The 21,107-nt window shown below is 60.2% G+C and carries 22 protein-coding genes; 8 read left to right on the top strand and 14 right to left on the bottom strand.

Features of this window, described 5'->3' with window-relative positions:
* Positions 1-67: 67 nt before the first annotated feature.
* Positions 68-397 (bottom strand): SMR family transporter, encoded by a 330-nt coding sequence (locus K7H22_RS12985; RefSeq protein WP_230801290.1) that lies wholly within the window; start codon positions 395-397, stop codon positions 68-70.
* A gap of 159 nt (positions 398-556) precedes the next feature.
* On the opposite strand from K7H22_RS12985, the gene K7H22_RS12980 reads away from it, so the two are divergent.
* From K7H22_RS12980 to K7H22_RS12970, 3 genes are all read left to right on the top strand, one after another.
* Positions 557-1,309, top strand: coding sequence for a hypothetical protein (locus K7H22_RS12980; protein WP_230801289.1), 753 nt, complete (start codon positions 557-559; stop codon positions 1,307-1,309).
* Positions 1,310-1,565: 256 nt separating this feature from the next.
* On the top strand, positions 1,566-1,820 hold the full coding sequence (locus K7H22_RS12975) for a type II toxin-antitoxin system CcdA family antitoxin (RefSeq protein ID WP_230801288.1): 255 nt from the start codon (positions 1,566-1,568) through the stop codon (positions 1,818-1,820).
* A complete protein-coding gene (locus K7H22_RS12970; RefSeq protein ID WP_230801287.1) occupies positions 1,808-2,098 on the top strand; it encodes a CcdB family protein in 291 nt (96 codons plus the stop codon). Before K7H22_RS12975 ends, K7H22_RS12970 begins: the two co-directional genes overlap by 13 nt.
* Before the next feature lie 99 nt (positions 2,099-2,197).
* Here K7H22_RS12970 and K7H22_RS12965 read toward each other — a convergent pair whose 3' ends face one another.
* From K7H22_RS12965 to K7H22_RS12950, 4 genes are all read right to left on the bottom strand, one after another.
* The gene (locus K7H22_RS12965) at positions 2,198-3,412 is read right to left on the bottom strand and encodes an NADP-dependent isocitrate dehydrogenase (protein ID WP_230801286.1); all 1,215 of its coding nucleotides are present in this window, start codon (positions 3,410-3,412) and stop codon (positions 2,198-2,200) included.
* Between the two features lie 93 nt (positions 3,413-3,505).
* Positions 3,506-4,774: an MFS transporter gene (locus K7H22_RS12960; RefSeq protein WP_230801285.1), complete on the bottom strand. Its 1,269-nt coding sequence runs from the start codon at positions 4,772-4,774 to the stop codon at positions 3,506-3,508.
* A gap of 6 nt (positions 4,775-4,780) precedes the next feature.
* On the bottom strand, positions 4,781-5,452 hold the full coding sequence (locus K7H22_RS12955) for a DsbA family oxidoreductase (protein WP_230801284.1): 672 nt from the start codon (positions 5,450-5,452) through the stop codon (positions 4,781-4,783).
* Positions 5,439-6,965: a class I adenylate-forming enzyme family protein gene (locus K7H22_RS12950; RefSeq protein ID WP_230801283.1), complete on the bottom strand. Its 1,527-nt coding sequence runs from the start codon at positions 6,963-6,965 to the stop codon at positions 5,439-5,441. Before K7H22_RS12950 ends, K7H22_RS12955 begins: the two co-directional genes overlap by 14 nt.
* A gap of 66 nt (positions 6,966-7,031) precedes the next feature.
* Between K7H22_RS12950 and K7H22_RS12945 the strand changes: the two genes are divergently transcribed.
* Entirely contained in the window at positions 7,032-7,655 is a 624-nt protein-coding gene (locus tag K7H22_RS12945) for a helix-turn-helix domain-containing protein (protein WP_230801282.1), read from the top strand.
* 6 nt (positions 7,656-7,661) lie between these two features.
* Here the strand turns inward: K7H22_RS12945 and K7H22_RS12940 are convergent, their stop codons facing one another.
* Positions 7,662-7,787, bottom strand: coding sequence for an entericidin EcnA/B family protein (locus tag K7H22_RS12940; protein ID WP_230801281.1), 126 nt, complete (start codon positions 7,785-7,787; stop codon positions 7,662-7,664).
* Positions 7,784-9,619 carry an extracellular solute-binding protein gene (locus K7H22_RS12935; RefSeq protein ID WP_230801280.1) on the bottom strand — a complete coding sequence of 612 codons (1,836 nt, stop codon included), beginning with the start codon at positions 9,617-9,619 and terminating at the stop codon, positions 7,784-7,786. The genes K7H22_RS12940 and K7H22_RS12935 overlap by 4 nt, the downstream gene beginning before the upstream one ends.
* Before the next feature lie 336 nt (positions 9,620-9,955).
* On the opposite strand from K7H22_RS12935, the gene K7H22_RS12930 reads away from it, so the two are divergent.
* Together K7H22_RS12930 and K7H22_RS12925 are read left to right on the top strand one after the other, a co-directional pair.
* Positions 9,956-10,729 (top strand): 3-hydroxybutyrate dehydrogenase, encoded by a 774-nt coding sequence (locus K7H22_RS12930; protein ID WP_230801279.1) that lies wholly within the window; start codon positions 9,956-9,958, stop codon positions 10,727-10,729.
* A gap of 113 nt (positions 10,730-10,842) precedes the next feature.
* The gene (locus tag K7H22_RS12925; RefSeq protein ID WP_230801278.1) at positions 10,843-11,880 is read left to right on the top strand and encodes a patatin-like phospholipase family protein; all 1,038 of its coding nucleotides are present in this window, start codon (positions 10,843-10,845) and stop codon (positions 11,878-11,880) included.
* Between the two features lie 18 nt (positions 11,881-11,898).
* On the opposite strand, the gene K7H22_RS12920 is transcribed toward K7H22_RS12925, so the two are convergent.
* The 3 genes from K7H22_RS12920 to K7H22_RS12910 all read right to left on the bottom strand — a co-directional run bounded on the left by K7H22_RS12920 (position 11,899) and on the right by K7H22_RS12910 (position 14,491).
* Positions 11,899-12,588: a DUF502 domain-containing protein gene (locus K7H22_RS12920; protein ID WP_230801277.1), complete on the bottom strand. Its 690-nt coding sequence runs from the start codon at positions 12,586-12,588 to the stop codon at positions 11,899-11,901.
* A 71-nt stretch (positions 12,589-12,659) separates the two neighbouring features.
* Positions 12,660-13,601 carry a pseudouridine-5'-phosphate glycosidase gene (locus tag K7H22_RS12915; RefSeq protein ID WP_230801276.1) on the bottom strand — a complete coding sequence of 314 codons (942 nt, stop codon included), beginning with the start codon at positions 13,599-13,601 and terminating at the stop codon, positions 12,660-12,662.
* On the bottom strand, positions 13,598-14,491 hold the full coding sequence (locus K7H22_RS12910) for a PfkB family carbohydrate kinase (RefSeq protein ID WP_230801275.1): 894 nt from the start codon (positions 14,489-14,491) through the stop codon (positions 13,598-13,600). Before K7H22_RS12910 ends, K7H22_RS12915 begins: the two co-directional genes overlap by 4 nt.
* A 284-nt stretch (positions 14,492-14,775) precedes the next feature.
* On the opposite strand from K7H22_RS12910, the gene rpsB reads away from it, so the two are divergent.
* Both rpsB and tsf read left to right on the top strand, forming a co-directional pair.
* Positions 14,776-15,546, top strand: coding sequence for a 30S ribosomal protein S2 (gene rpsB, locus K7H22_RS12905; protein WP_230801274.1), 771 nt, complete (start codon positions 14,776-14,778; stop codon positions 15,544-15,546).
* A 77-nt stretch (positions 15,547-15,623) separates the two neighbouring features.
* Entirely contained in the window at positions 15,624-16,499 is an 876-nt protein-coding gene (gene tsf, locus K7H22_RS12900; RefSeq protein WP_230801273.1) for a translation elongation factor Ts, read from the top strand.
* Between the two features lie 451 nt (positions 16,500-16,950).
* Here tsf and K7H22_RS12895 read toward each other — a convergent pair whose 3' ends face one another.
* From K7H22_RS12895 to K7H22_RS12880, 4 genes are all read right to left on the bottom strand, one after another.
* On the bottom strand, positions 16,951-17,706 hold the full coding sequence (locus K7H22_RS12895) for a LuxR family transcriptional regulator (protein WP_230801272.1): 756 nt from the start codon (positions 17,704-17,706) through the stop codon (positions 16,951-16,953).
* Positions 17,703-18,161: a type II 3-dehydroquinate dehydratase gene (gene aroQ / locus K7H22_RS12890; RefSeq protein ID WP_230801271.1), complete on the bottom strand. Its 459-nt coding sequence runs from the start codon at positions 18,159-18,161 to the stop codon at positions 17,703-17,705. Before aroQ ends, K7H22_RS12895 begins: the two co-directional genes overlap by 4 nt.
* Positions 18,162-18,394: 233 nt before the next feature.
* Positions 18,395-19,663 (bottom strand): NAD(P)/FAD-dependent oxidoreductase, encoded by a 1,269-nt coding sequence (locus tag K7H22_RS12885; RefSeq protein ID WP_230801270.1) that lies wholly within the window; start codon positions 19,661-19,663, stop codon positions 18,395-18,397.
* A gap of 99 nt (positions 19,664-19,762) precedes the next feature.
* A complete protein-coding gene (locus K7H22_RS12880; RefSeq protein ID WP_230801415.1) occupies positions 19,763-20,986 on the bottom strand; it encodes an acyl-CoA dehydrogenase in 1,224 nt (407 codons plus the stop codon).
* Positions 20,987-21,107 lie beyond the last annotated feature (121 nt).

The following is a 21,107-nucleotide window of genomic DNA, read 5'->3' as shown; positions in this document are numbered from 1 at the left end:
CAAAAGACAATTGCTCAAGGGGGAAGCGGGCAGGGGTTATTCGCTTGGCCGGACCGTGCCGCCGCCCTTAATGCGGCGAGGCATTCGAGAACAGATGGATCACCACGATCCCGCCAAGGATCATGCCCATCCCCAGAACGGCAGGCAGGTCAAGCCGCTGGCCGAAGACCAGAAACCCGATAATCGCGATCAGCACGATGCCAAGGCCGGACCAGAGCGCATAGACCACGCCCACCGGCATAAAGGCGAGCGTCTGCGCCAGCAGATAGAAACTGACCCCGTAAGCCACCACCACCAGCACCGAGGGCCAAGGTCGCGTGAATTGTTGGCTGGCCTGCAAGGCGGACGTGCCAATGGTTTCCGCCACCACAGCGAGGAGGAGGATGAGGTAGGGCATGGGGACGGTCCTTTGGTGAGTCGGGGCGAGGGGTAGGGTGGACCGGATGGGGGTAGGGAGGGAAGGGGGAGAGAGAAAAGAACTTGACAGACACACCACTTGGTTGGCGATCTTAAATTTCAAGTGCAAGCAATAGAGATGTAAGCGAGTTCAGAAGGTATGAATAAAGGTCCTACCCAATTAATTGCAGAAACACGAAAAGACGCGATTTCTTTTCTTGAAGACTATTATCATCTTATTGACTTGGTGAAAAAGCTTGAAACCCGATCAGTAAATATTAGGCATGCCAGCGCCATATTAAGGCGTTTACTAATAGAAAATTTGCTACAAAAAATTGCTAGCCCACGTATGGGAAAAATTGAGATACTGTCGATCAACAACAACCCGATATATAAGGAAGCTCGCCGAGAAACACTTGTTAGCTTTGTCTCAGGCGGGGCCGCAATGCATGGAATTTACATTGCTGCAGGCATGGCAAGCAAAGGTTCAAGAGCCTTGCAGATTGATGGCTATAGCCCAGAATCGACTTTACCCCTCAACTTAGAAAGTTTCAAAAAGCAAAGGATAATTTACACGAATGGCGAATGGATTAGCCGAGAGCAGGTTATTAAGTTTGTTGCAAACGTTGATCGCGGCGTTCATTCTGGAAAGATAAAAGATCGTTTTGAGGAATTATTATCTGCTTTCAGTCACGAAATTTCAATTGAGCTGAACGCATCCGATTCCGAAAACCTACTTCCTGTTCTAAGTTGGAGATTCGGAACACCTGCTGGTGAAGTAGACTTTGAAAATTACAATCCGCAAAAAATAAACGGAACGTTAATTGAAGTGTTAGCAACGATACAGTTTATAATCTCTTCTCCTGACATCAAGTATTTGGCAAATATCATTGAGAAAGAGGTAACTGGCTAGTCCCAAAAAACTAAATGGTGCCGCCTATCGGCGACCCTTCCACACCAGTCTAACCGATCAATCAGCCAGCCAGCCAGCCAGCGCCTTGTTGAGATACTCGTCGAACTTCTCCAGATAGCCGATGGTGCTCAGCCATTTCTGCTCGGGGCCGACCGTCACGGCGAGGTATCAATATGAAGCCACTCGCAATCCCACACCAACCTTGCCACACCCCACCATGCGGTATATCTTGACGGTATAAACCGGAGCGCACCCCATGACCGCAGCGACAAAACGTAAGACTTCCCTGACGCTCGACAGCGCGGCGCTAGATGCCGCAAGGACACTTGAGATCAATGTCTCCGCCGTGGCGGAGGCGGCCCTGATCCAAGCCGTGGCCGAGGCGCGCCGCCAGAACTGGCTGGCTGAGAATGCCGCAGCCTTTGCCGCGCAGTCGGACTGGCATGAGCGCAACGGCCATCCGCTGGCCGATATCAACACAGCCCCCGGCGGGCCGTCTTGGACGCGCTGACCCGTTTTGATGTGGCAGAGTATAACGGCGTCTTCATGGTCGTTGTCGAAAGCGACCTGTTGCCGCCCGATACCTCTGTCGTGGTCATACCGCTTCTGTCAGGCTACCCTGCGGTGCGGTTCCTGAACCCCGAGATCGCATTCAACGGCGCGCGGTTTGTCCTTGCAACACGGTTGATCACAGCAGTGCGCCGCGCGCCCTTGATCCGTAGAGGATCAGTCGCCGACCAAGGTGATGCGATCACCCGCGCGGTGGATATCCTGATGGCAGGCGTATAGCGCCTGCGCTCTTTAGGTTAAGTTGATACAGCGCTGATATTCCAATGAAAAAGGGGCCGCCCACAGGCGACCCCCTCCAACTCAAGCCTGACCGATTAATCAGCCAGCCAGCGCCTTGTTCAGATACTCGTCGACCTTCTCCAGATAGCCGATGGTGCTCAGCCATTTCTGCTCGGGGCCGACCAGCAGGGCGAGGTCTTTGGTCATGAAACCGTCCTCGACCGTCTGCACGGTCACCTGCTCCAGCGTGGCGGCGAAACGGGCGAGTTCCGCGTTGTCGTCCAGCTTGGCGCGGTGTTTCAGGCCACCGGTCCAGGCAAAGATCGACGCGATGGAGTTGGTCGAGGTTTCCTTGCCCTGCTGGTGCTGGCGGTAATGCCGCGTGACGGTGCCGTGGGCGGCTTCCGCCTCAACGGTCTGTCCGTCGGGGGTCATCAGCACGGAGGTCATCAGACCCAAGGAGCCGAAGCCCTGCGCCACGGTGTCGGACTGCACATCGCCGTCATAGTTCTTGCAAGCCCAGACATAGCCGCCCGACCATTTCATCGCCGAGGCGACCATATCGTCGATCAGGCGGTGCTCGTAGGTGATGCCTGCGGCTTTGAATTTATCCGCGAATTCCTCGTCATAGACCTTCTGGAACAGATCCTTGAAGCGGCCGTCATAGGCTTTCAGGATGGTGTTCTTGGTGGACAGGTACACCGGCCAGCCCTTGACCAGACCGTAGTTCATAGATGCGCGGGCAAAGTCGATGATCGACTCGTCAAGGTTATACATCGCCATGGTCACGCCGGCGCCGGGGGCGTCGAAGACGTCACGCTCGATCACGGTGCCATCCTCGCCCACGAATTTGATCGTCAGCTTGCCAGCGCCCGGAAAGCGGAAATCGGTGGCGCGGTATTGGTCGCCGAAAGCGTGACGGCCCACCACGATGGGCTGGGTCCAGCCCGGCACAAGGCGCGGCACGTTCTGGCAGATGATCGGCTCGCGGAAGATTACGCCGCCAAGGATGTTGCGGATCGTCCCGTTCGGGCTGCGCCACATCTGCTTGAGGCCAAATTCCTCGACCCGCTGCTCGTCCGGCGTGATGGTCGCGCATTTGACGCCGACGCCGTATTTCTTGATCGCATGGGCGGCGTCGATGGTGATCTGGTCATCGGTGCGGTCACGCTCTTCGATCCCCAGATCGTAGTATTTCAGGTCGATATCCAGATAGGGCAGGATCAGTTTCTGCTTGATGAAATCCCAGATGATGCGGGTCATCTCGTCGCCGTCAAGTTCGACGACGGGGTTGGCTACCTTGATCTTGGTCATATGGGAAATCCCCTTGTGTTGGTTGAATCAGTTGGGCGCGTCATAGCGCAAAGCGGGCGATCTGCAAAGACGGTATGCGGTTGTATACCAGATTTATTTAAGCCGCGCGGCGCCGCTCCGCAGACGATGCCGCTCGATCCGCACCAGCCGCCATGTCAGGCCAAAGGCAATGGCTGAGGCCCCGCCCACGCCCAGCGTCATCGGCAGCGGCGTGCCGTTGAAGACCAGCGCGATGGGGGCTGCAATCAGCGCGCCTGCGACGGTGGAAATCGCGCCGATCACGCTGGCCGCCGTGCCTGCGATATGGGCCATCGGCTCCATCGCGATGGCGTTGAGATTGCCGACGGTCAGACCCGACTGGAACAGCACAGTGCATTGCCAGACAACATAGACCGCGAACATCGCATCCCCGCGCAACCCGCTCAGCCAGAACAGCGTCATGATGCTGGACAGGATGACCTGCCCCCCAAAGGCGGCCGCGGCCAGGCGTTGCATTCCCAACCGCATCACCAGTGCCGCATTCAGGATCGAGGCAGAACCAGAGACTACAGCCATGCCTGCGAACCATAAAGGAAATGTGCTGGCGCGGTCAAAAACTTGATCGAAGACTGGCTGGATCAGGCTGATCGTCGAGAAAAGCAGCACATAGCCCATGGTCTGGGCCATGATCGACAGGCGCACAACGCGGTGTTTCAGCACTTCGACCACAGCACGGTTGATCACAGAAGGCCGCATCGCGCGCCGCGCCGCTACGGGTAGGGATTCCGGCAGGCGCAGCGCCAGCCACAGCGTGGCAAGGGCTGCAAACAGCACGAAGGCTGCGAACAGCGCGCGCCAGCCTGCAACAAAGATGATCCCGCTGCCGATCAGGGGGGCCACGGCGGGCACCAGCATGAAGACCAGCATCACAAAGGACAAGATACGTGCCATCTCGCGCCCGCCATAGAGATCGCGGACAATGGCCATGCCGACAACACGCGGTCCGGCAGCGCCCAGACCCTGCACGAAACGCGCCAGCAACAGCAGTTCAAGCGTGGGAGCGGCCCAAGCCAGAAATGCGCCGAACACATAAAGGCAAGCCCCGCCAATGATCACGGGCTTGCGTCCCCAGGCATCCGACATAGGGCCGGTCACCAGCGTTGCAGCCCCCAAGCCCAGCACAAAAGCAATGACGATCAGTTGCGCGCGGTTCGGGTCCAGCGGGCTGAGTTCGGCCCCGATCACGGGCAGGGCGGGCAGCATGGAGTCCACCGAAAAGGCGATGATCGCGAAAAGCATGGCGATCAGCGCGATGAATTCTGCCTTGGACGGCATGGCGCGCGCACCCTGTGCAGAGGGGTCAGTGGCGCGCGGCGCTGTCATCGGGTTCTAGTCCTGCCCGCCCGTTTCGGGGCCCGTGACGGAGGCGTTTTCCTGCGCCATAATCTCGTCGATCACACGTAGCCAGACCTCGGTGGACTGGGCGCCGGGAACCGCGTGTTTGCCAGCCACGATGAAGGTCGGCACCGAATTCACGCCCATCTCGCGGGCCGCTATGTCGCGGGCGCGGATATCATCGGTATCGGCGGGGCTGTCCAGAAGTTTGCGGATCACGGCGGCATCCAGACCTTCGTTATCGGCAATATCGGCCAGGGTGTCACGGTCTCCGATGTCGCGCCCTTCCTGAAAATAGGCGCGCATCAGGGCTGCGACGACACGGTGTTGCGCGCCCTCTATCCCCGCCCAATGGATCAGGCGGTGGGCGTCCAGCGTGTTCGGCGTGCGCTTGATACCCTCAAAATTGATCTCGATTCCTGCCGCGTCTGCGTGACCGGCAATCCGGGAATAGATTTGTACCGCGCGTTCCTTGCCGCCGAACTTCTCTTCCAGATAGGTGCGTCTGTCGGCGCCTTCGGGGGGCATGTCGGGGTTCAACTGGAACGGATGCCATTCGATCACGAAGGGATGGTCGGGCCGCGCCTCCAATGCGCGTTCCAGTTGCGCCTTACCGATCAGGCACCACGGGCAGATCGGATCGGAGAGGATATCAAGCTTGACCATGGCGGGCCTCATATATCGGTTTCAAAGCACGGCGCAGGATCTTGCCATTGGCCCCTGCTGGCAGGGCCTCAAGCTGTATATATACCCTTGGTTGTTTGTAGCGCGCCAGACAGGTTTCGGCAAAGGCTTTCAGATCGGCTTCGTCGGTCGGGTGGCCGACATAGAATGCCACGATGATACGGGCATCCTGCTTGACCTCGATATCGGTCACACCGACCTCGCGGATGGCGGGATGGGTCAGCAAGGCCGCCTCAACTTCCAGCGGGGACACACGGTAACCGCCTGCGTTCATCATATCGTCGGCGCGACCCAGATAGGTGATCTGCCCGTCCGCATCCATCATACCCTGATCGCCTGTCAGGAACCAGTCGCCCTGCATCCTGGCCGCTGTTTCGGCCTCTGCCCCGAAATAGCCCAGCATCAGGCCGGGATCGGTGCCGGCCACGGCAATCGTGCCTTCCGCGCCCAATTCGACCGGACCATCAGGGCCAAGGATCGCCACGCGCCGCCCATCTTGCGGACGGCCCAGCGTGCCTTGTGTCGCAGGATGGGCAGGGCTGCCGGAAATGAAGGTCGAGCATTCGGACATCCCGTACGCCTCGAATATCGGGGTGCCGGTGGCTGTGTTCCATAGCTGGCGCACGCGGTCGGACAGTTTCTCGCCTGCGGCAAGCCCGTGGCGTAGGGTTGGCAGGTTCATCTTGTCGTGATGGCTAAGGATCTTGCGGTAAACCCCCGGCGCAGCAGCAAAAATCGTCGCCTGATGCTTGGCCAGAAGCTGCGGCAGCGCCTCGATTGCAACGCCTTCGGCGGGAATCAGGGCGGTTGCGCCGACCGACCACGGGTCCATCAGGCCGGTGCCCAGTGTATAGGTCCAGTTGAAGGCGCCCGCATGCAGCAGGCGGTCGGCGGCCGTCAGCCCATACCAGCCCTGATGCATCATCTGCCGCGCCCAGATTGCGCGATGGGCATGCATGACCGCCCGCGGGATACCCGAGGTGCCGGAGGTATAAATGATATAGGCCAGACGGTCTGGATCACCCATTGCGTATTCCGCAGGGGGCAGATCGCGCATTGCGGCCAATGCATCGGTGTCGATCACTGGCAGACTGGTATCTTCAGGGCAGGCGACACGCGGATCGTGCAGAATACCGGCCGGCGACAGTTGTGCCACCATCTTGTCGACTTCGGGCGCTGTCAGTTGTGACGAGGTCGGAACAGGCACCAGACCGACGGCAATCGCGCCCAGATAGGCCAGCGGGAAATCCACCGTATTGCCCAGCCGCATCAACAGGATGTCACCGCGCTTGAAGCCTGCCGCCAGCAGACCGGTGCCGGTGCCGCGCACCGCGGATTCCAGGCGCGCATAGGTCCATGTATCGGCCCTGTCCTGCGCGATGACACAGAGCGCCACCTTGTCGGGCAGATCGGCGGCATGGGCCAGTACATGGGAGGCCATGTTGAAGGGGCTGGGGCAGGGGGCGGCATCGCCCTGATCGAATATTGCTTGCATGCGCCCTTGCTAGGCCCGCCGCACGTCAGTTGCAAGCCGCAGAACGCCGTTCTATATCCATCCGGTATGAGCGACCGCGACCCCAGATCCCTGATCCGCATAGCCCGCGCCGATGGAGGCGCGGCAGTCGCAGAACCATTGGACCTTGGTCAGCGCGTCAGGGGCTTGCGCAAGGATCTCGGCCTGACGCTGGAACAGGCGGCACGGCAGGCGGGGCTGGCGCGGTCAACCCTGTCCAAGATCGAGAACGGGCAGATGTCGCCTACCTATGACGCGCTCAAGAAGCTGGCGACGGGTCTTGCGATCTCGGTGCCGCAACTTTTCACGCCGCCTGCTGCCGGTCAGGCCACGGGGCGCTGGGTAGTAACCCGCGCGGGCGAGGGGGCGCGGCACGCCACCACCACCTATGAACATGAATTGCTGGCTGAAGGGCTGTCACGCAAGCAGATGCTGCCCTACCGCGCCCGTATCCGTGCCCGCCGGATGGAAGAGTTCGACGGCTGGGTGCGCCACGACGGCGAGGAATTTCTCTATGTGCTGACCGGTGTTATCAGGCTTTATACCGAGTTTTACGAACCCGTCGAAATGCGGCGCGGCGACAGCGCCTATTACGATGGCGCGATGGGCCATAATGTCGTGTCGGTCAGCCCCGAGGATGCGACGATCCTGTGGGTGACGTCCCTGGTCTGAAAACCCTCAGAACCAGCTACGCACGGTACGCGCCCCGCCGGAAATATCCTGCCCTACACCTTCTACCGTGGCACAGCCTGCCAGCACGGCCAGACAGCCTAGTCCCAGCATGATTACCGTCAGCTTGTTCATTCTGCCTGCTCCTCAAACCACCACACATCGGGCATCCATCCGATCCGGTCGCCATAAATCGGCGTATTTTCCGGAAATTTCAACTGTTTCGCATGGGCAATACGATCAACATTGGTTGTCCAGACCGGAATAACATAGCGCCCCGCCATCAGCACACGATCCAGCGCGCGGGTGGCGGCGATGAACTCGTCGCGGCTGTCAGTGTTCAGCAGGTGTTCGATCATCGCATCGGCGGCTTGCATCTGCATGCTCATCACGTTGCGCGTGCCCGGCGTGCCTGCGCCCTCCGACCCCCAGTACAGGCGCTGTTCGTTACCGGGGCTGAGCGACAGATCGCGGCGGAAGGGCATCATGTCGAAATCCTGCGCGGCTTCGGCCTGCGCGTACTGGGCATTGTCCACGGCGCGGATGCGCGTGGTGATCCCCAGCCGCTCCAATGCGGACCGATAAATCTCGATCACCGCCAGATTGCTGCGATCACCCTGCCGCAAGAGCACATCCAGCGTGAAAGGCGTGCCTGTGCGATCGACCAGTCGCCCGTCCTGCACCTGCCAGCCCGCATCCTGCAACAACCCCGCGGCACGGCGCAGATCGGCGCGGTTGCGCTCGGACGCGTCACCTTCGGGCAGGGTATATCCTTCCAGCGCGCCGGGGGGCAGGCTGTCCGCGAAAGGCTCCAGAAGGTCGCGCACACGGCCTTCGGCGGGGCCTTCGCGCAATCCCAGTTCCGAGTTCGAGAAATAGGAGGTGATGCGCGGCTGACGCCCGCCGGTAATCGTGCCGTTGATATATGTGAAATTGAAGGCCAGCAGGAGCGCCTCGCGCACGCGCCAGTCCGACAGGTGGGGGCGGGCGCTGTTCATCACGAAACCGGTCATGCCGGTGGGACGCGCATGGGTGATTTCCGACAGGATCACATCGCCGCGCCGGACCGCATCGAAACCGAATCGCGTTTGCCAATCTTCGGCATTGGTCTCGCGCCAGACGGTAACCTCGCCTGCCTTGAACGCCTCGAACATCACGGATTGGTCGCCGAAATACTCGATCCTGATCTCGTCCAGATTGTTGGTGCCTCGTCTGATCGGCAGGTCACGGCCCCAGTAGTCAGGGTTGCGGGTCAGCGTCACATAGCGGCCCTGCTCAAACCCCGACACGGTATAGGGGGCCGAACCTATGGGAATGTCGTTGATCGTCGAGGCGGTGAAATCGCGCCCCTCCCATTGGGATTTTTGCAGGATCGGGCGCAACCCCGCAATCAGGGCCAGTTCGCGATCGGGTGTATTGAAACTGATCCGCAGGCTGCGCGGGCCGGTTCGGGTGATGCTTTCGGTCTGGGCGGCAAATCCCAGATAGCGGGGATGTCCCTGGCTGCCCAAAGTCTCGTAGGACCAGATCACATCCTCGACCGTCACGGGGCTGCCATCCGAGAATCGGGCTTCGGAGCGCAGGGTGAATTCGACCCATGATCTGTCCTCGGCCACGACGACCGATTCGGCCAAAAGCGCGTAAAGGCTGAAGGGCTCATCCCAGTTTCGCGCCATGAGGGATTCGTAGGCCAGAAAACGCAACTGCCACGGTGCCGTCCCTTTCAGGATAAATGGATTGAGCGAATCAAACCCGCCTGTCGCCCCCTCGACCAGCCGCCCGCCAGAGGGTGCATCGGGGTTTGCATAGGGCAGGGACACAAAATCAGGTGGAAGCACCGGTTCGCCATACATAGCTATGCCATGACGGGTTGCGGAATCGGCTCCGACAGGTGCCCCCAAAGCCAGGAATACAAGCGCGCAAGCGGTCGCTGTCCGGCGATAACGGCGGAAATAATCGCATTCCATTCTGGCACCAATCCTGCTCTGGCCATGTTTTATTGAGGCTCAGCCTAACGGCGGATTCCCGTCTTTTCAAACTTTTAGCTTGGAAGCGAGCGCCAGATTGCTTATAACGATCTTACTGCTCGATAGGTTTCTTGCCTGTATGAAACCTGCCTCAATAACTTAACGCCAGCTTCGTGCTGGCGTTTTTTTTTGCTCTGCACTTCCGGCTGCCTTGTCACGGGGACGTGCGAACCACCTGCCAGGCCGCGCCTCGTCATTATGGGAAAGGCTGTGCTATGCTGCAGCTGCAAAGTCATCTCTGATCACTATATCACACCACAGCACAAGGGGGCGCATATGTCGCTGAACGGAAAAACCGCCATCATCACCGGATCAACCTCGGGAATCGGTCTGGGAATCGCCCGCGAACTGGCTCGCGCGGGGGCTGATGTTGTGCTGAACTCCTTCACCGACAAGGACGAGGATCATGCTCTGGCCCGCGAGATCGGCGAAGAATTCGGCGTCAGCGCGCGTTACATCAAGGCCGACATGTCCAAGGCCGCTGAATGCCGTGCGCTGATCGAGCAGGCGGGCGCCTGCGATATCCTTGTGAACAATGCCGGCATCCAGCATGTCAGCCCGATCGACGAATTTCCGACCGAAAAATGGGATGCGATCATCGCGATCAACCTGACCTCGGCCTTCCACACAACCGCGGCCGCTTTGCCGCTGATGCGTAACAAGGGTTGGGGCCGTGTGGTCAATATCGCCTCGGCCCACGGTTTGACGGCCAGCCCCTATAAGTCGGCCTATGTCGCGGCCAAGCATGGTGTTGTCGGCCTGTCCAAGACCACCGCGCTTGAAACTGCAGGGCAGGGGATCACCTGCAACGCGATCTGCCCCGGCTATGTGCTGACACCGCTGGTTGAGGCGCAGATTCCCGACACGATGAAGAAATACGACATGGGCCGCGAGGAAGTGATCGAGAAGGTCATGCTGGAACGCCAGCCTTCCCGAGAATTCGCCACCGTCGAACAGCTTGGCAGCACGACCGTGTTTTTGTGCTCGGATGCGGCGGCCCAGATCACCGGCACCACGATCAGCGTGGATGGCGGCTGGACCGCGATGTAGGGCGCGCACTTTCCCGTATCTTCTTGCCGGAAATATCCCGGGGGGAATCGCCGCAGGCGATGGGGGGCTTGGCCCCCTTCCGGCCTGACTGACCGCCAGAAAGGCTGAGTTACATGAGTGTCAAACAGATCAATATTGCCTTGCAGGGCGGCGGTGCCCACGGTGCCTTCACATGGGGCGTGCTTGACCGCCTACTGGACGACGAAGATATCGAGATCGCCGCGATTTCCGGCACCTCGGCAGGCGCGCTGAACGGTGCTGCCTACAAATCGGGCTGGCTGAAGGGCGGGCGCGACGGGGCGCGGGCCAATCTTGACTGGCTCTGGTCCAAAATGGGCGCCTTGCAGGACACGCCCGCCACCCGCTGGATGACCGGGCTGTCACCGGCTACGGCAGCCGTCAGTGCAGCACTTGAAAGCTCGGTCGCCTATGGCGTGGCCGATGCCGTGTCGCGCCTGACCTCGCCGTATGCTTTCGGGCCGTTCTACACCAACCCGCTGACCTCGATTGCCGAGGCGTTCGACTACGATTCGGTCTGTGCCAGCGATGGCCCGCGCCTCTTCGTGGGCGCCACCAATGTGCGGACGGGCAAGATCCGTGTCTTCACCGGCCATGACATCAGCACCGGCGCATTGCTGGCTTCGGCCTGCCTGCCAACATTGTTTCAGGCGGTCGAGATCGAAGACCCTGCGACCGGCACGATCGAGGCCTATTGGGATGGGGGCTATAGCGGCAATCCCGCCCTTTTCCCGCTGTTCGAACCGGAATTGCCTGCCGATATCATGATTGTGAACATCAATCCGATCATCCGTGACGACCTGCCACGCAGCCCGAACCAGATCCAGAACCGGATCAACGAGATCAGCTTCAATGCCTCGCTGTTGCGCGAGTTACGCGCCATTGCCTTTGTCAAACGTCTGCTGGCGCAAGGCGCGCTGACGCCCGGCACGATGAAGGATGTGCTTGTGCATATGATTTCGGACGATCCGCTGATGAACGATCTGTCTGTGGCCACCAAGATCATGCCCAACCCCGTCTTGCTGGCGCGGCTCAAGGCGTCGGGCCGTGCGAGTGCCGATGCGTTTCTGGCCGCACATAAGGAGGATCTGAACCAGCGCGGCACGGTTGATCTGGCGCAGATGCTGGCCTGAGACGGTGTTGACCGGAGATCAGGCCGCCTTGACAGGCTGGCCGGGGTCCTTGGCATTGGGATAGACAAGGCCCGCGGATATCACAAGCTTTGCGGCATCCTCGACGCTCATATCCAGCAGGATCACATCCTCTTGCGGCACATAGAGCAGAAAGCCCGATGTCGGATTGGGGGTTGTGGGAAGAAACACGCTCATCAGCGCTCCGGCGGTTGCCGGGCGTGCAGCGATCTCGCCCTTGGCCTCGGTCGAGATGAAACCGATGGCCCAGATCCCCTTGCGCGGATATTCCACAAGGCAGGCTTTCTCGAAGCTGCGCTCGGATTGGGCAAAGACGGTTTCCGCGATCTGCTTCACTCCGGAATAGATCGAGCGGACCACCGGCATGCGCTGGACCAGCGATTCCCCGAAGCGGATCAGCGAACGGCCGATCAGGCCTTTCGCAATCCAGCCCACGATCACCGTGAAGATCAGAAAGATGATCACGCCCAGCCCGCGCAGGTTGACGCCGATGAACTGGTCCGGCTTGAACTGGTCCGGCACCAGAGGCAGCACCACGCCATCCACGAAACCCGCCAGCGACCAGATGAACCAGATCGTCAGGCCAATAGGGGCAATCACGACAAGGCCGGTCAGAAAGCTCGAGCGTAGGCCCGAAAAAGGCCCTGCACGGCGCGGGGCAGGCGGTTCGGGATCAAAGGGCGTTGTCATGGCAGCGGTTCCCGCAGGGACAGTCCGGTTACATTTAAGTGGCCGCCGTGCCGGTCACAATGGGCCAGGGGTCAGGCTTTTGGAGATGGCGCGTCGGATGCGGCATTTTGTGCTGTCAGCGCCACGGAAACGGCGGCGCCAAGGCGGGCATTATTTAGCACCAGTGCGATATTGGCCTCCAGTGACGCGCCGCCGGTCAGATCGAAGATGCGTTGCAGCAAAAACGGTGTGACCGCCTTGCCTTTGATCCCCAGTTCGGTCGCATCGACAGTGGCCTGCGCGATCACGGGTGCAAGCTGGGCTTGCGAAATCTCGGCATCTTTCGGAATCGGGTTGGCGACCAATTGACCGCCCGGCAGACCGAGGCGCGCCCGCATCCGGTGCGCGGCGGCGATCTGCTGGGGGGTGTCCATCCGCAGCGGCGCCTTGATGCCGGATGTCGCGGACCAAAACGCGGGCAGATCGTCCTGACCATAGGCGATCACAGGGACGCCCAGCGTTTCCAGCACTTCCAGCGTTTTGGGCAGATCAAGAATGGCTTTGGCGCCGGCAGCAATCACCGTGACGCGGGTGGCCCCCAGTTCCTGCAGATCGGCGGAAATGTCGAATGTCTCCTCGGCGCCCTTATGCACTCCGCCGATCCCGCCGGTGGCAAAAACCTGGATCCCCGCCAGTTCGGCAGCGATCATCGTGGCCGCCACTGTCGTGGCCCCGTTGCCGCCCTGCGCCAGACAGACCGCCAGATCGGCACGGCTGAGTTTTGCAACACCCTTGGCCTGTGCCAGCCGTTCCAGTTCCGCCCCTGTCAGTCCGATATGCAACTGGCCATCCAGCACGGCAATCGTGGCGGGGGTGGCACCCGCATCGCGCACCGCCTGCTCCACAGCTTGCGCGGTTTGCAGGTTGCGGGGCCATGGCATGCCATGTGTGATGATCGTGCTTTCCAGCGCCACCACGGCGCGACCGGCATCCAGTGCTGCGGCAACCTCGGGCGAGTGGGCGTAAAGGTTCATGACGGGATCTCTCCTGAGACATAGGTTGCGGCAGCTTCGACAGCGCGGGCAAGTGCTGCCTCTCTTGCCGCACCTCCCAGTTCCGCCGCAATATGGGCGGCCATGAATGTGTCGCCCGCGCCGGTGACACGGGTCACCAGCACCTGACGGCAGGGCAGGGTGATGACGCCTGTTGCGGTTGCATCCGCGGCAGGCTGCCCGCCATCGGTGACCAGCGCACGCGCCGCCCCGCGCGCAACCAGTGCGGCGGCGGCGCTGGCGGCATCGTCGAAACCCTGCTGGCACAGGATCGCCGCTTCCTCGAGATTCACATATAGCACGGCGCGGCCGTTCGACAGGAACGGCACCAACCGCTCGGCCTTGCCGGGGCTGGCAGGGGCCACGCGCAGATCGGCGCGGGCAAAGGCCGGATGGGTGGCGATGTCATCCAAAAGCGCGCGGGTCAGGTTGCCGTCAAGCGCGATACATCCCGTATAGGGCTGCGTGCTATCCCCCAAGGGACCTTCCGTCAGCGGGCGCAGGATCTTGGCGCCTGCCGCTTCCAGCGAATGGGCATCCGCAATCGCGGCGATCAACCCGTTCGCGCCCTCGATTGCCATATAGCGATCGGTCGGCAGGTCATCCGAGCGATAGAGATGTGTCGTCCCAACGCCCAATCCCGCACAGGCCTGCATCAACTCGTTTCCCTCGGCGTCACGGCCCACCGCACTTAACAAGGCGGGGCGCAGACCGAAGCGCGCCAGCGCCATCGCAATATTCATCGCCACACCGCCGGGCAGACGGGTGATCCGCCCCGGCACATCCGCACCCTGCCGCATATGGCTTGGCGCGCGCCCGATCACGTCCCACAGAACCGATCCGATACATAATATGTCGTGATTGTTGCTCATGCCTCTTCCTGCCCAAAAGCGCACCTTGACACAAGCGCGCATCGCTTGGCCTGTCATCTGGCCCCAAACACCCAGAACCCCGCGCGCGGCAACCCCGCGCGGGGCAGGTATGACCGCTGCAAAAGCATGCCTCTTGCGCCCCGCACGCATCCCGTCTATACGCGCGCCACTGAAATCCCGCAGGCGGGGTGGGCCTATCGGGGGAGACATCCCCATAAGTCCGCCGGTTGGAGCATCCGTTCTTACACCCCCGCCGAGGCGAAAACCGGAAAAGGAAACGATTTATGGCTCTTCCCGAGTTCACTCTGCGCCAATTGCTTGAAGCTGGCGTTCACTTCGGCCACCAGACGCAGCGCTGGAATCCCCGCATGGGTCCGTTCATCTACGGCGCGCGCAACGGCATCCACATCATGGACCTCACGCAGACTGTTCCGATGCTGGATCAGGCGCTGAAGGTCATCCGTGACACTGTTGCTAAAAACGGCCGCATCCTGTTTGTCGGCACCAAGCGTCAGGCGGCACAGCCCGTGGCCGAAGCCGCCGAGAAATGCGCGCAGTTCTACATGAACCACCGCTGGTTGGGTGGGACGCTGACCAACTGGCAGACCGTGTCGCAGTCGATCAACCGTCTGAAATCCATCGACGAGCAACTGGCAGGCGGCGCCGACGGCCTGACCAAGAAAGAGCGTTTGGGCATGGAGCGCGAGCAGGCCAAACTGCAGGCCAGCCTTGGCGGTATCCGCGAAATGGGTGGCGTGCCGGACCTGATCTTTGTCATTGACGTCAAGAAAGAGCAGTTGGCAATTGCCGAAGCGAACAAGCTGGGTATTCCGGTTGTCGCCGTTGTCGACACCAACTGCTCGCCCGATGGTATCGACTATATCATCCCCGGCAATGACGACGCGGCCCGCGCCATCGCGCTGTACTGCGATCTGGTAAGCCGCGCTGCTCTGGACGGCATGACCGCACAGATGGGTGCCGCAGGCGTGGATCTGGGCGCTCTGGAAGACGCACCAGTCGAGGAACTGCTGGCCGAGGCAACCGGTCAGGCCTGATCCTGTCACGACACTGATACATGCGGGCGGCATGACCGCCCGCACATCCATTTCATTCATCCGAGGAGAGCCGAGCGATGGCGATCACAGCTGCACTGGTAAAAGATCTGCGCGACCGTACGGGCGCAGGCATGATGGACGCAAAAAAAGCACTGACCGAAACCGATGGTGACATGGAAGCCGCCATTGACTGGCTGCGCACCAAAGGTCTGGCGAAAGCCGCCAAGAAATCTGACCGTACCGCCGCCGAAGGTCTTGTGGCCGTTCAGGTCAAAGATGGTCGCGGCGTTGCTGTCGAGGTGAACTCCGAGACAGATTTTGTTGGCAAGAACGCCGATTTCCAGGCAATGGTGGCCAGCTTTGCCACGGCCGCCATGGGCGTGAACTCGGTAGAAGAGCTGAAATCGGCCCACGTCAACGGCAAGACCGTCGAGGAAGTTCTGACCGAAAAGATCGCCACCATCGGCGAGAACATGTCGGTACGCCGCATGTCCGTGATCGAAGGCGAGACCGTTGTGTCCTATGTCCATAACGCAGCTGCTGACGGCATGGGAAAGATCGGCGTTCTGGTCGCCATGAAGGGTGGAAACGACGCGTTCGGGCGTCAGGTTGCCATGCATATCGCGGCGGCAAACCCCGCCTCGCTGAGCCAGGCCGATCTGGACCCCGCCGTGGTCGAGAAGGAAAAGAACGTCCAGATGGAAATCGCGCGCGAGTCGGGCAAGCCTGAAGCCGTGATCGAAAAGATGATCGTGGGACGGATGCAGAAATTCATGGCCGAAGTTACCTTGCTGGGTCAGGCATTCGTTGTGAACCCCGACCTGACGGTCGAGGCTGCTGCCAAAGAGGCCGGCGTCGAGATCACAGGCTTCCTGCGTCTGGAAGTGGGCGAAGGCATCGTGGTCGAGAAAGAAGACTTTGCCGCAGAAGTGGCCAAGGTCGGTCGCGGCTGACCCATCTGCTAGGCCCCGATCCTGTCGGGGCCTCTGCATAAGGCTATTGCCCGAAAAGAAAGCGACGGTGCCACCCCCAGGGTTGGCACCGTCTTTCTTTTGGCCGCCTGTATCGGGATGGATGAGGCGGTCCAAGTTGCCGACCTGCAAGTGGATCAATACACAAGCAGGCCGACGGTTCCGGTTACCCGGACGGGCTAGAGAGCTTCGGTATCACAAAGGTCTTTCCCGGTGTTCCCTGGCCAAAGCCACCACTCACGGAACATGATCAGGATGCAGGTTAACCTAAGGTTAAGGTAGTCTGGATTTCCCTACCTTTGGCCGGAAACCCTTGAAAAAAAGGCCGAAGAGGTAGGGTATTCCATACCACAGCCGCGGATAGTCCTGAAAATACGCAACGTCAGACTTGGCTTTTTGGGGGATGGAGCCGGCGCAGGGCAGGGCGCGCGCGTCAAGCGTCCAAAACGAACATTTGATTCTGCAGCGCCGCCTTGAGCACCGCCTGCGCTGTTGTTTCGACATTCAGCGCCTCGCGTGCCAGTCGCAGGTGTTTCTCGACCGTGGCGGGTGTCAGCCCCATCAGCAGGGCGATGTCCTGTGTTGTCTTGCCATCGCCGACCCAGCCCAGCGCTTCGCGCTGGCGGCGGGTCAGGCTGCGACCGGGGGCAGTATAGGGCAGGGTGAGGATTTTCAGATGGGCGACATTGTTCATCACCAGAATATCCTGTCCGTGCCGGTCCCACAGCGCGTCGACCTGATCCTGACTCAGCTCGGCACGCGCGGTCAGCGCGATGCCGCCCTTGGCGCGGGGCGAGACCGATTTGAACCCGATCGTGTAGCCGGCATTGACCTTGTGCGCCAAGTTGAACTGGATCACACGCGCCTCGCTGGGCGTCATGTTGCCGGTCTGGATCATATCGGCCACGACACGCCAACTACAGGCGCCTTCATTGTCCAGCGCCCAACGCACCATCGGTCCGTGGAAATAGAACCCTTCCGAGATGAATGTTTCCGCATAGGTGGTGGGATGGTTTGTCAGGATCACGAAATCATCGGGATCTCCCAGCGATGTGCCGTTGCGATAGCGTGTGAAGCCGTAAAGAAGACGGTCAAAGCCGTAACCGGCCATTTTGCGACAATGCATATCCCACAGCTCTTCCAGCGTCTGGGCGTTTGTCAGCGATTCCAGATACCGGTTGATGGTCATGTGGAGGCTTTCCCGGATTGGGCAGCCAGATGTGCGGCCAGCGCCTGTATCGCTAGAATATATCCTGTCGCGCCGAACCCGCAGATCTGTCCAAGGGCCACCGGCGCGATATAGGACTTGTGGCGAAACGCCTCGCGCGCATGAATGTTGGACAGATGCACCTCGACCAATGGCACTGCGGCCGAGGCAATCGCATCCATAAGCGCGACGGAAGTATGGGTATAGGCACCGGCATTCAGCACGATCCCCGCATGTTGCCCGCGTGCGGCATGCACCGCATCAATCAGCGCGCCTTCATGGTTGGATTGCAGGCAGTCAACGCTCAGGCCCAGCCGTGATGCTTCCTTTGCGCAGAGCGCATTGATATCGTCCAGCGTCACACGGCCATAGACCTCGGGCTGGCGTGTGCCCAGCAGGTTGAGGTTGGGGCCGTTCAGGATCAGCAGCTTGGACATGTTGTTCGCATTCTCTTTTCTTCGCGTATAGATAGCCATGCACAGCCCGCACTGTCGAGAGGGACTGTAGATGCAGGCGCAGATCAAAGACATCATGCAACAGATGGGAAGCAACATCGAAAGACGTGTCTAGGGTATTGTTTTTGCAAGGCTATATATGCTTGGCCTGCGGTTTTGGGTCTATCTAATATTAACATAATACTGATTATGCGACTAATGCATTCGGTTCGATATTACCCCAGCCGTGCCCCGCTGGCATGTGTCAGACGTGCTGCAAGCTCGTAGAACTGCCCTTTGGCCGTTGTGAAGCCTTCCGAATAGCCGTCGACCGCATCAAGCGGTAACAGCGCTTCGTCCCCCGATAGCAAGGTTCGCGCGGCGGCTGTGCCAATCACCGTGCCCGGACCGATGCCGCGTCCGGAATAGCCGAACACGGCAAAACCGTCGCCGCCCAGACGCATCACCTTGGGAATATGATCAGAGGTCATCGAGATCTGCCCCGACCAGAAATGCTCGAATGGAGTATCGCCAACCTGCGGAAACAGCCTTGCCAGCATACGCTTTGCCCATGCTTCATGCAGGCCCAACCCGTCCGGATTTCCCATCGCGCCGATGATCAGACGTCCGGCCTGGTCCTTGCGGAATGACGTCATCACTGTTCCAGTGTCCCAACAGCCCTCGCCGCCCGGCAGAACCTGTGCACCGATATTGTGACCCAGCGGCGCGGTGGCAAGCTGGAAGTAGTGCACCGGCGTTGTCGGGGGCACATCCGTACCTTTGAACGGCTGGTGGTAAGCATTGGTAGCCACGAGTATTTTGCGCGCAATAACAGTTCCTTGTGGCGTGTTTATGAGCCATGAGCGGCCCTGTCTCGTAGCCGAGGTCACGGGGCTATGCTCAAAGATGCGTGCGCCATGCTGTGCTGCGGCGCGCGCAAGGCCGCGCGCGTAGGCCAAGGGCTGGATCGTGCCTGCGCGCGCATCGTGCAAGGCACCATATACCCGTGCTGTTCCTGTCCTGTCCTGCGCCTGTCCCGCATCCAGCAATGTCACTGGCGCGCCAAGCGCCCGTTGTTGTTCATACCTGCTGCACAAGTCGTTGAAACCCTTTAGGGAATGCGCGCAATGCAGTGTGCCTGACTGAACCGGCTCACAGGCGATATCGTAGTCCTCGATCAGGTCAAAAACCTGGCCGGGTGCGGCTGCAAGGGCTGTGTTCAGCCTTGAGCCCTGCCCCTGGCCCAACGCGTCGCAGACAGCTTGCGGCGGCAACCAAAGCCCTGCATTGACCAGCCCGACATTGCGCCCCGATCCGCCATGACCGATGGTTTCGGCCTCCAGCAACAGTACCGACGCACCGTCCCGTGCCGCTGTCAGGGCTGCGGCGCAGCCGGTGAAACCGCCGCCGAGGATGCAAAGATCAGCCGATGTTTCTTCCGCAAAAACATCGGCTTGGAAGTTCTCTTTCGCACTGTCTCGCCACAGGTTCAGATCTGCCTTCATGACGCCTCTGCCGGAAAAAACCATTGCCCAAATGATAACGGTGCGCCTGCCATTTGGCAAACGCACCGTTGAAGTTTTCAGCCTTGCCGGATGCCTGGATCAGAAAAACGCCTGCAACCCTGTTTGAGCGCGGCCAAGGATCAGCGCATGGACATCATGTGCGCCTTCATAGGTGTTTACCGTTTCAAGGTTTACCATATGGCGGATCACTCCGAATTCCAGCGAAATCCCGTTGCCGCCGTGCATGTCGCGGGACATGCGTGCAATATCAAGGGCTTTGCCGCAGTTGTTGCGCTTGACGATGCTGATCATCTCGGGCGCGGCCTTGGCCTGATCCATCAGGCGGCCCACTTGCAGGCTAGCTTGAAGGCCCAATGCGATCTCGGTCTGCATATCGGCCAGCTTTTTTTGGAAAAGCTGCGTTTGCGCCAACGGGCGCTTGAACTGGTGGCGGTCCAACCCGTATTGGCGCGCTGCATGCCAGCAGAATTCGGCGGCCCCCAGAACGCCCCAGCTGATGCCGTAACGGGCACGGTTCAGACAGCCGAACGGACCTTTCAACCCTTCGACATGCGGCAGTAACGCCTCCTCGCCTACTTCGACATTGTCCATCACGATCTCGCCAGTGATCGAGGCGCGCAGTGACATCTTGTTGCCGATCTTGGGCGCGCTCAGGCCCTTCATGCCCTTTTCCAGAACGAAGCCACGGATCTTGCCGCCATGCGCGTCCGACTTGGCCCAGACCACGAAAACATCCGCGATCGGCGCGTTGGAAATCCACATCTTGGAACCGGTGATGACATAGCCGCCATCGGTCTTGACCGCGCGGGTCTTCATGCCTGCGGGATCGGAACCGGCATCGGGTTCGGTCAGGCCAAAACAGCCGATCCATTCACCACTGGCCAGTTTCGGCAGATATTTCTGGCGCTGCTCTTCCGAGCCGTACGCATAGATCGGATACATCACAAGGCTGGATTGCACCGACATCATCGACCGGTAGCCCGAATCGATCCGCTCAACCTCGCGTGCGACCAGACCATAGGAGACATAGCCGGCCCCCAACCCGCCATATTCCTCGGGTGTGGTGACACCCAGCAGGCCCATTTCGCCCATCTCGCGGAAAATCTCGGGGTCTGTATGCTCGTCGGCAAATGCTTTCAGCACGCGGGGCTGCAACTTTTCCTGTGCATAGGCATGGGCCGAGTCGCGCATCATGCGCTCTTCCTCGGTCAGTTGCTCGTCCAGACGGAAGGCGTCGGCCCAGTCGAACTGTCCCAGATCGGGGGCATCCTTGGCGCGCAATTTCGGGGCTTGGCGGCTCATCTCGTTCATGGGGACCTCTTTTCTGTTGGGTGTTGCGCGGAATGATCTATCACAGATCATGAGTTTTTTGCGCGCAGTTGTGGTATTTCGGGAAAGGGTACAGCATAATCCTTGCATGATG

Source organism: Seohaeicola saemankumensis, from assembly GCF_021021435.1.
Classification (GTDB): domain Bacteria; phylum Pseudomonadota; class Alphaproteobacteria; order Rhodobacterales; family Rhodobacteraceae; genus Seohaeicola.
Note: the sequence above shows the minus strand (reverse complement) of the source record. Positions and strands in the feature narration are given on the sequence as shown.

Bases quoted from the DNA above. Each gene is read 5' to 3' on its own strand.
- K7H22_RS12960 (WP_230801285.1), bottom strand. From the start codon at position 4,774: ATGACAGCGCCGCGCGCCACTGACCCCTCTGCACAGGGTGCGCGCGCC.
- K7H22_RS12925 (WP_230801278.1), top strand. From the start codon at position 10,843: ATGAGTGTCAAACAGATCAATATTGCCTTGCAGGGCGGCGGTGCCCAC.
- K7H22_RS12965 (WP_230801286.1), bottom strand. From the start codon at position 3,412: ATGACCAAGATCAAGGTAGCCAACCCCGTCGTCGAACTTGACGGCGAC.
- K7H22_RS12895 (WP_230801272.1), bottom strand. From the start codon at position 17,706: ATGACCATCAACCGGTATCTGGAATCGCTGACAAACGCCCAGACGCTG.
- K7H22_RS12980 (WP_230801289.1), top strand. From the start codon at position 557: ATGAATAAAGGTCCTACCCAATTAATTGCAGAAACACGAAAAGACGCG.
- tsf (WP_230801273.1), top strand. From the start codon at position 15,624: ATGGCGATCACAGCTGCACTGGTAAAAGATCTGCGCGACCGTACGGGC.
- K7H22_RS12915 (WP_230801276.1), bottom strand. From the start codon at position 13,601: ATGAACCTTTACGCCCACTCGCCCGAGGTTGCCGCAGCACTGGATGCC.
- K7H22_RS12955 (WP_230801284.1), bottom strand. From the start codon at position 5,452: ATGGTCAAGCTTGATATCCTCTCCGATCCGATCTGCCCGTGGTGCCTG.
- rpsB (WP_230801274.1), top strand. From the start codon at position 14,776: ATGGCTCTTCCCGAGTTCACTCTGCGCCAATTGCTTGAAGCTGGCGTT.
- K7H22_RS12940 (WP_230801281.1), bottom strand. From the start codon at position 7,787: ATGAACAAGCTGACGGTAATCATGCTGGGACTAGGCTGTCTGGCCGTG.
- K7H22_RS12985 (WP_230801290.1), bottom strand. From the start codon at position 397: ATGCCCTACCTCATCCTCCTCCTCGCTGTGGTGGCGGAAACCATTGGC.
- K7H22_RS12880 (WP_230801415.1), bottom strand. From the start codon at position 20,986: ATGAGCCGCCAAGCCCCGAAATTGCGCGCCAAGGATGCCCCCGATCTG.
- aroQ (WP_230801271.1), bottom strand. From the start codon at position 18,161: ATGTCCAAGCTGCTGATCCTGAACGGCCCCAACCTCAACCTGCTGGGC.
- K7H22_RS12975 (WP_230801288.1), top strand. From the start codon at position 1,566: ATGACCGCAGCGACAAAACGTAAGACTTCCCTGACGCTCGACAGCGCG.
- K7H22_RS12930 (WP_230801279.1), top strand. From the start codon at position 9,956: ATGTCGCTGAACGGAAAAACCGCCATCATCACCGGATCAACCTCGGGA.
- K7H22_RS12885 (WP_230801270.1), bottom strand. From the start codon at position 19,663: ATGAAGGCAGATCTGAACCTGTGGCGAGACAGTGCGAAAGAGAACTTC.
- K7H22_RS12920 (WP_230801277.1), bottom strand. From the start codon at position 12,588: ATGACAACGCCCTTTGATCCCGAACCGCCTGCCCCGCGCCGTGCAGGG.
- K7H22_RS12935 (WP_230801280.1), bottom strand. From the start codon at position 9,619: ATGGAATGCGATTATTTCCGCCGTTATCGCCGGACAGCGACCGCTTGC.
- K7H22_RS12910 (WP_230801275.1), bottom strand. From the start codon at position 14,491: ATGAGCAACAATCACGACATATTATGTATCGGATCGGTTCTGTGGGAC.
- K7H22_RS12945 (WP_230801282.1), top strand. From the start codon at position 7,032: ATGAGCGACCGCGACCCCAGATCCCTGATCCGCATAGCCCGCGCCGAT.
- K7H22_RS12950 (WP_230801283.1), bottom strand. From the start codon at position 6,965: ATGCAAGCAATATTCGATCAGGGCGATGCCGCCCCCTGCCCCAGCCCC.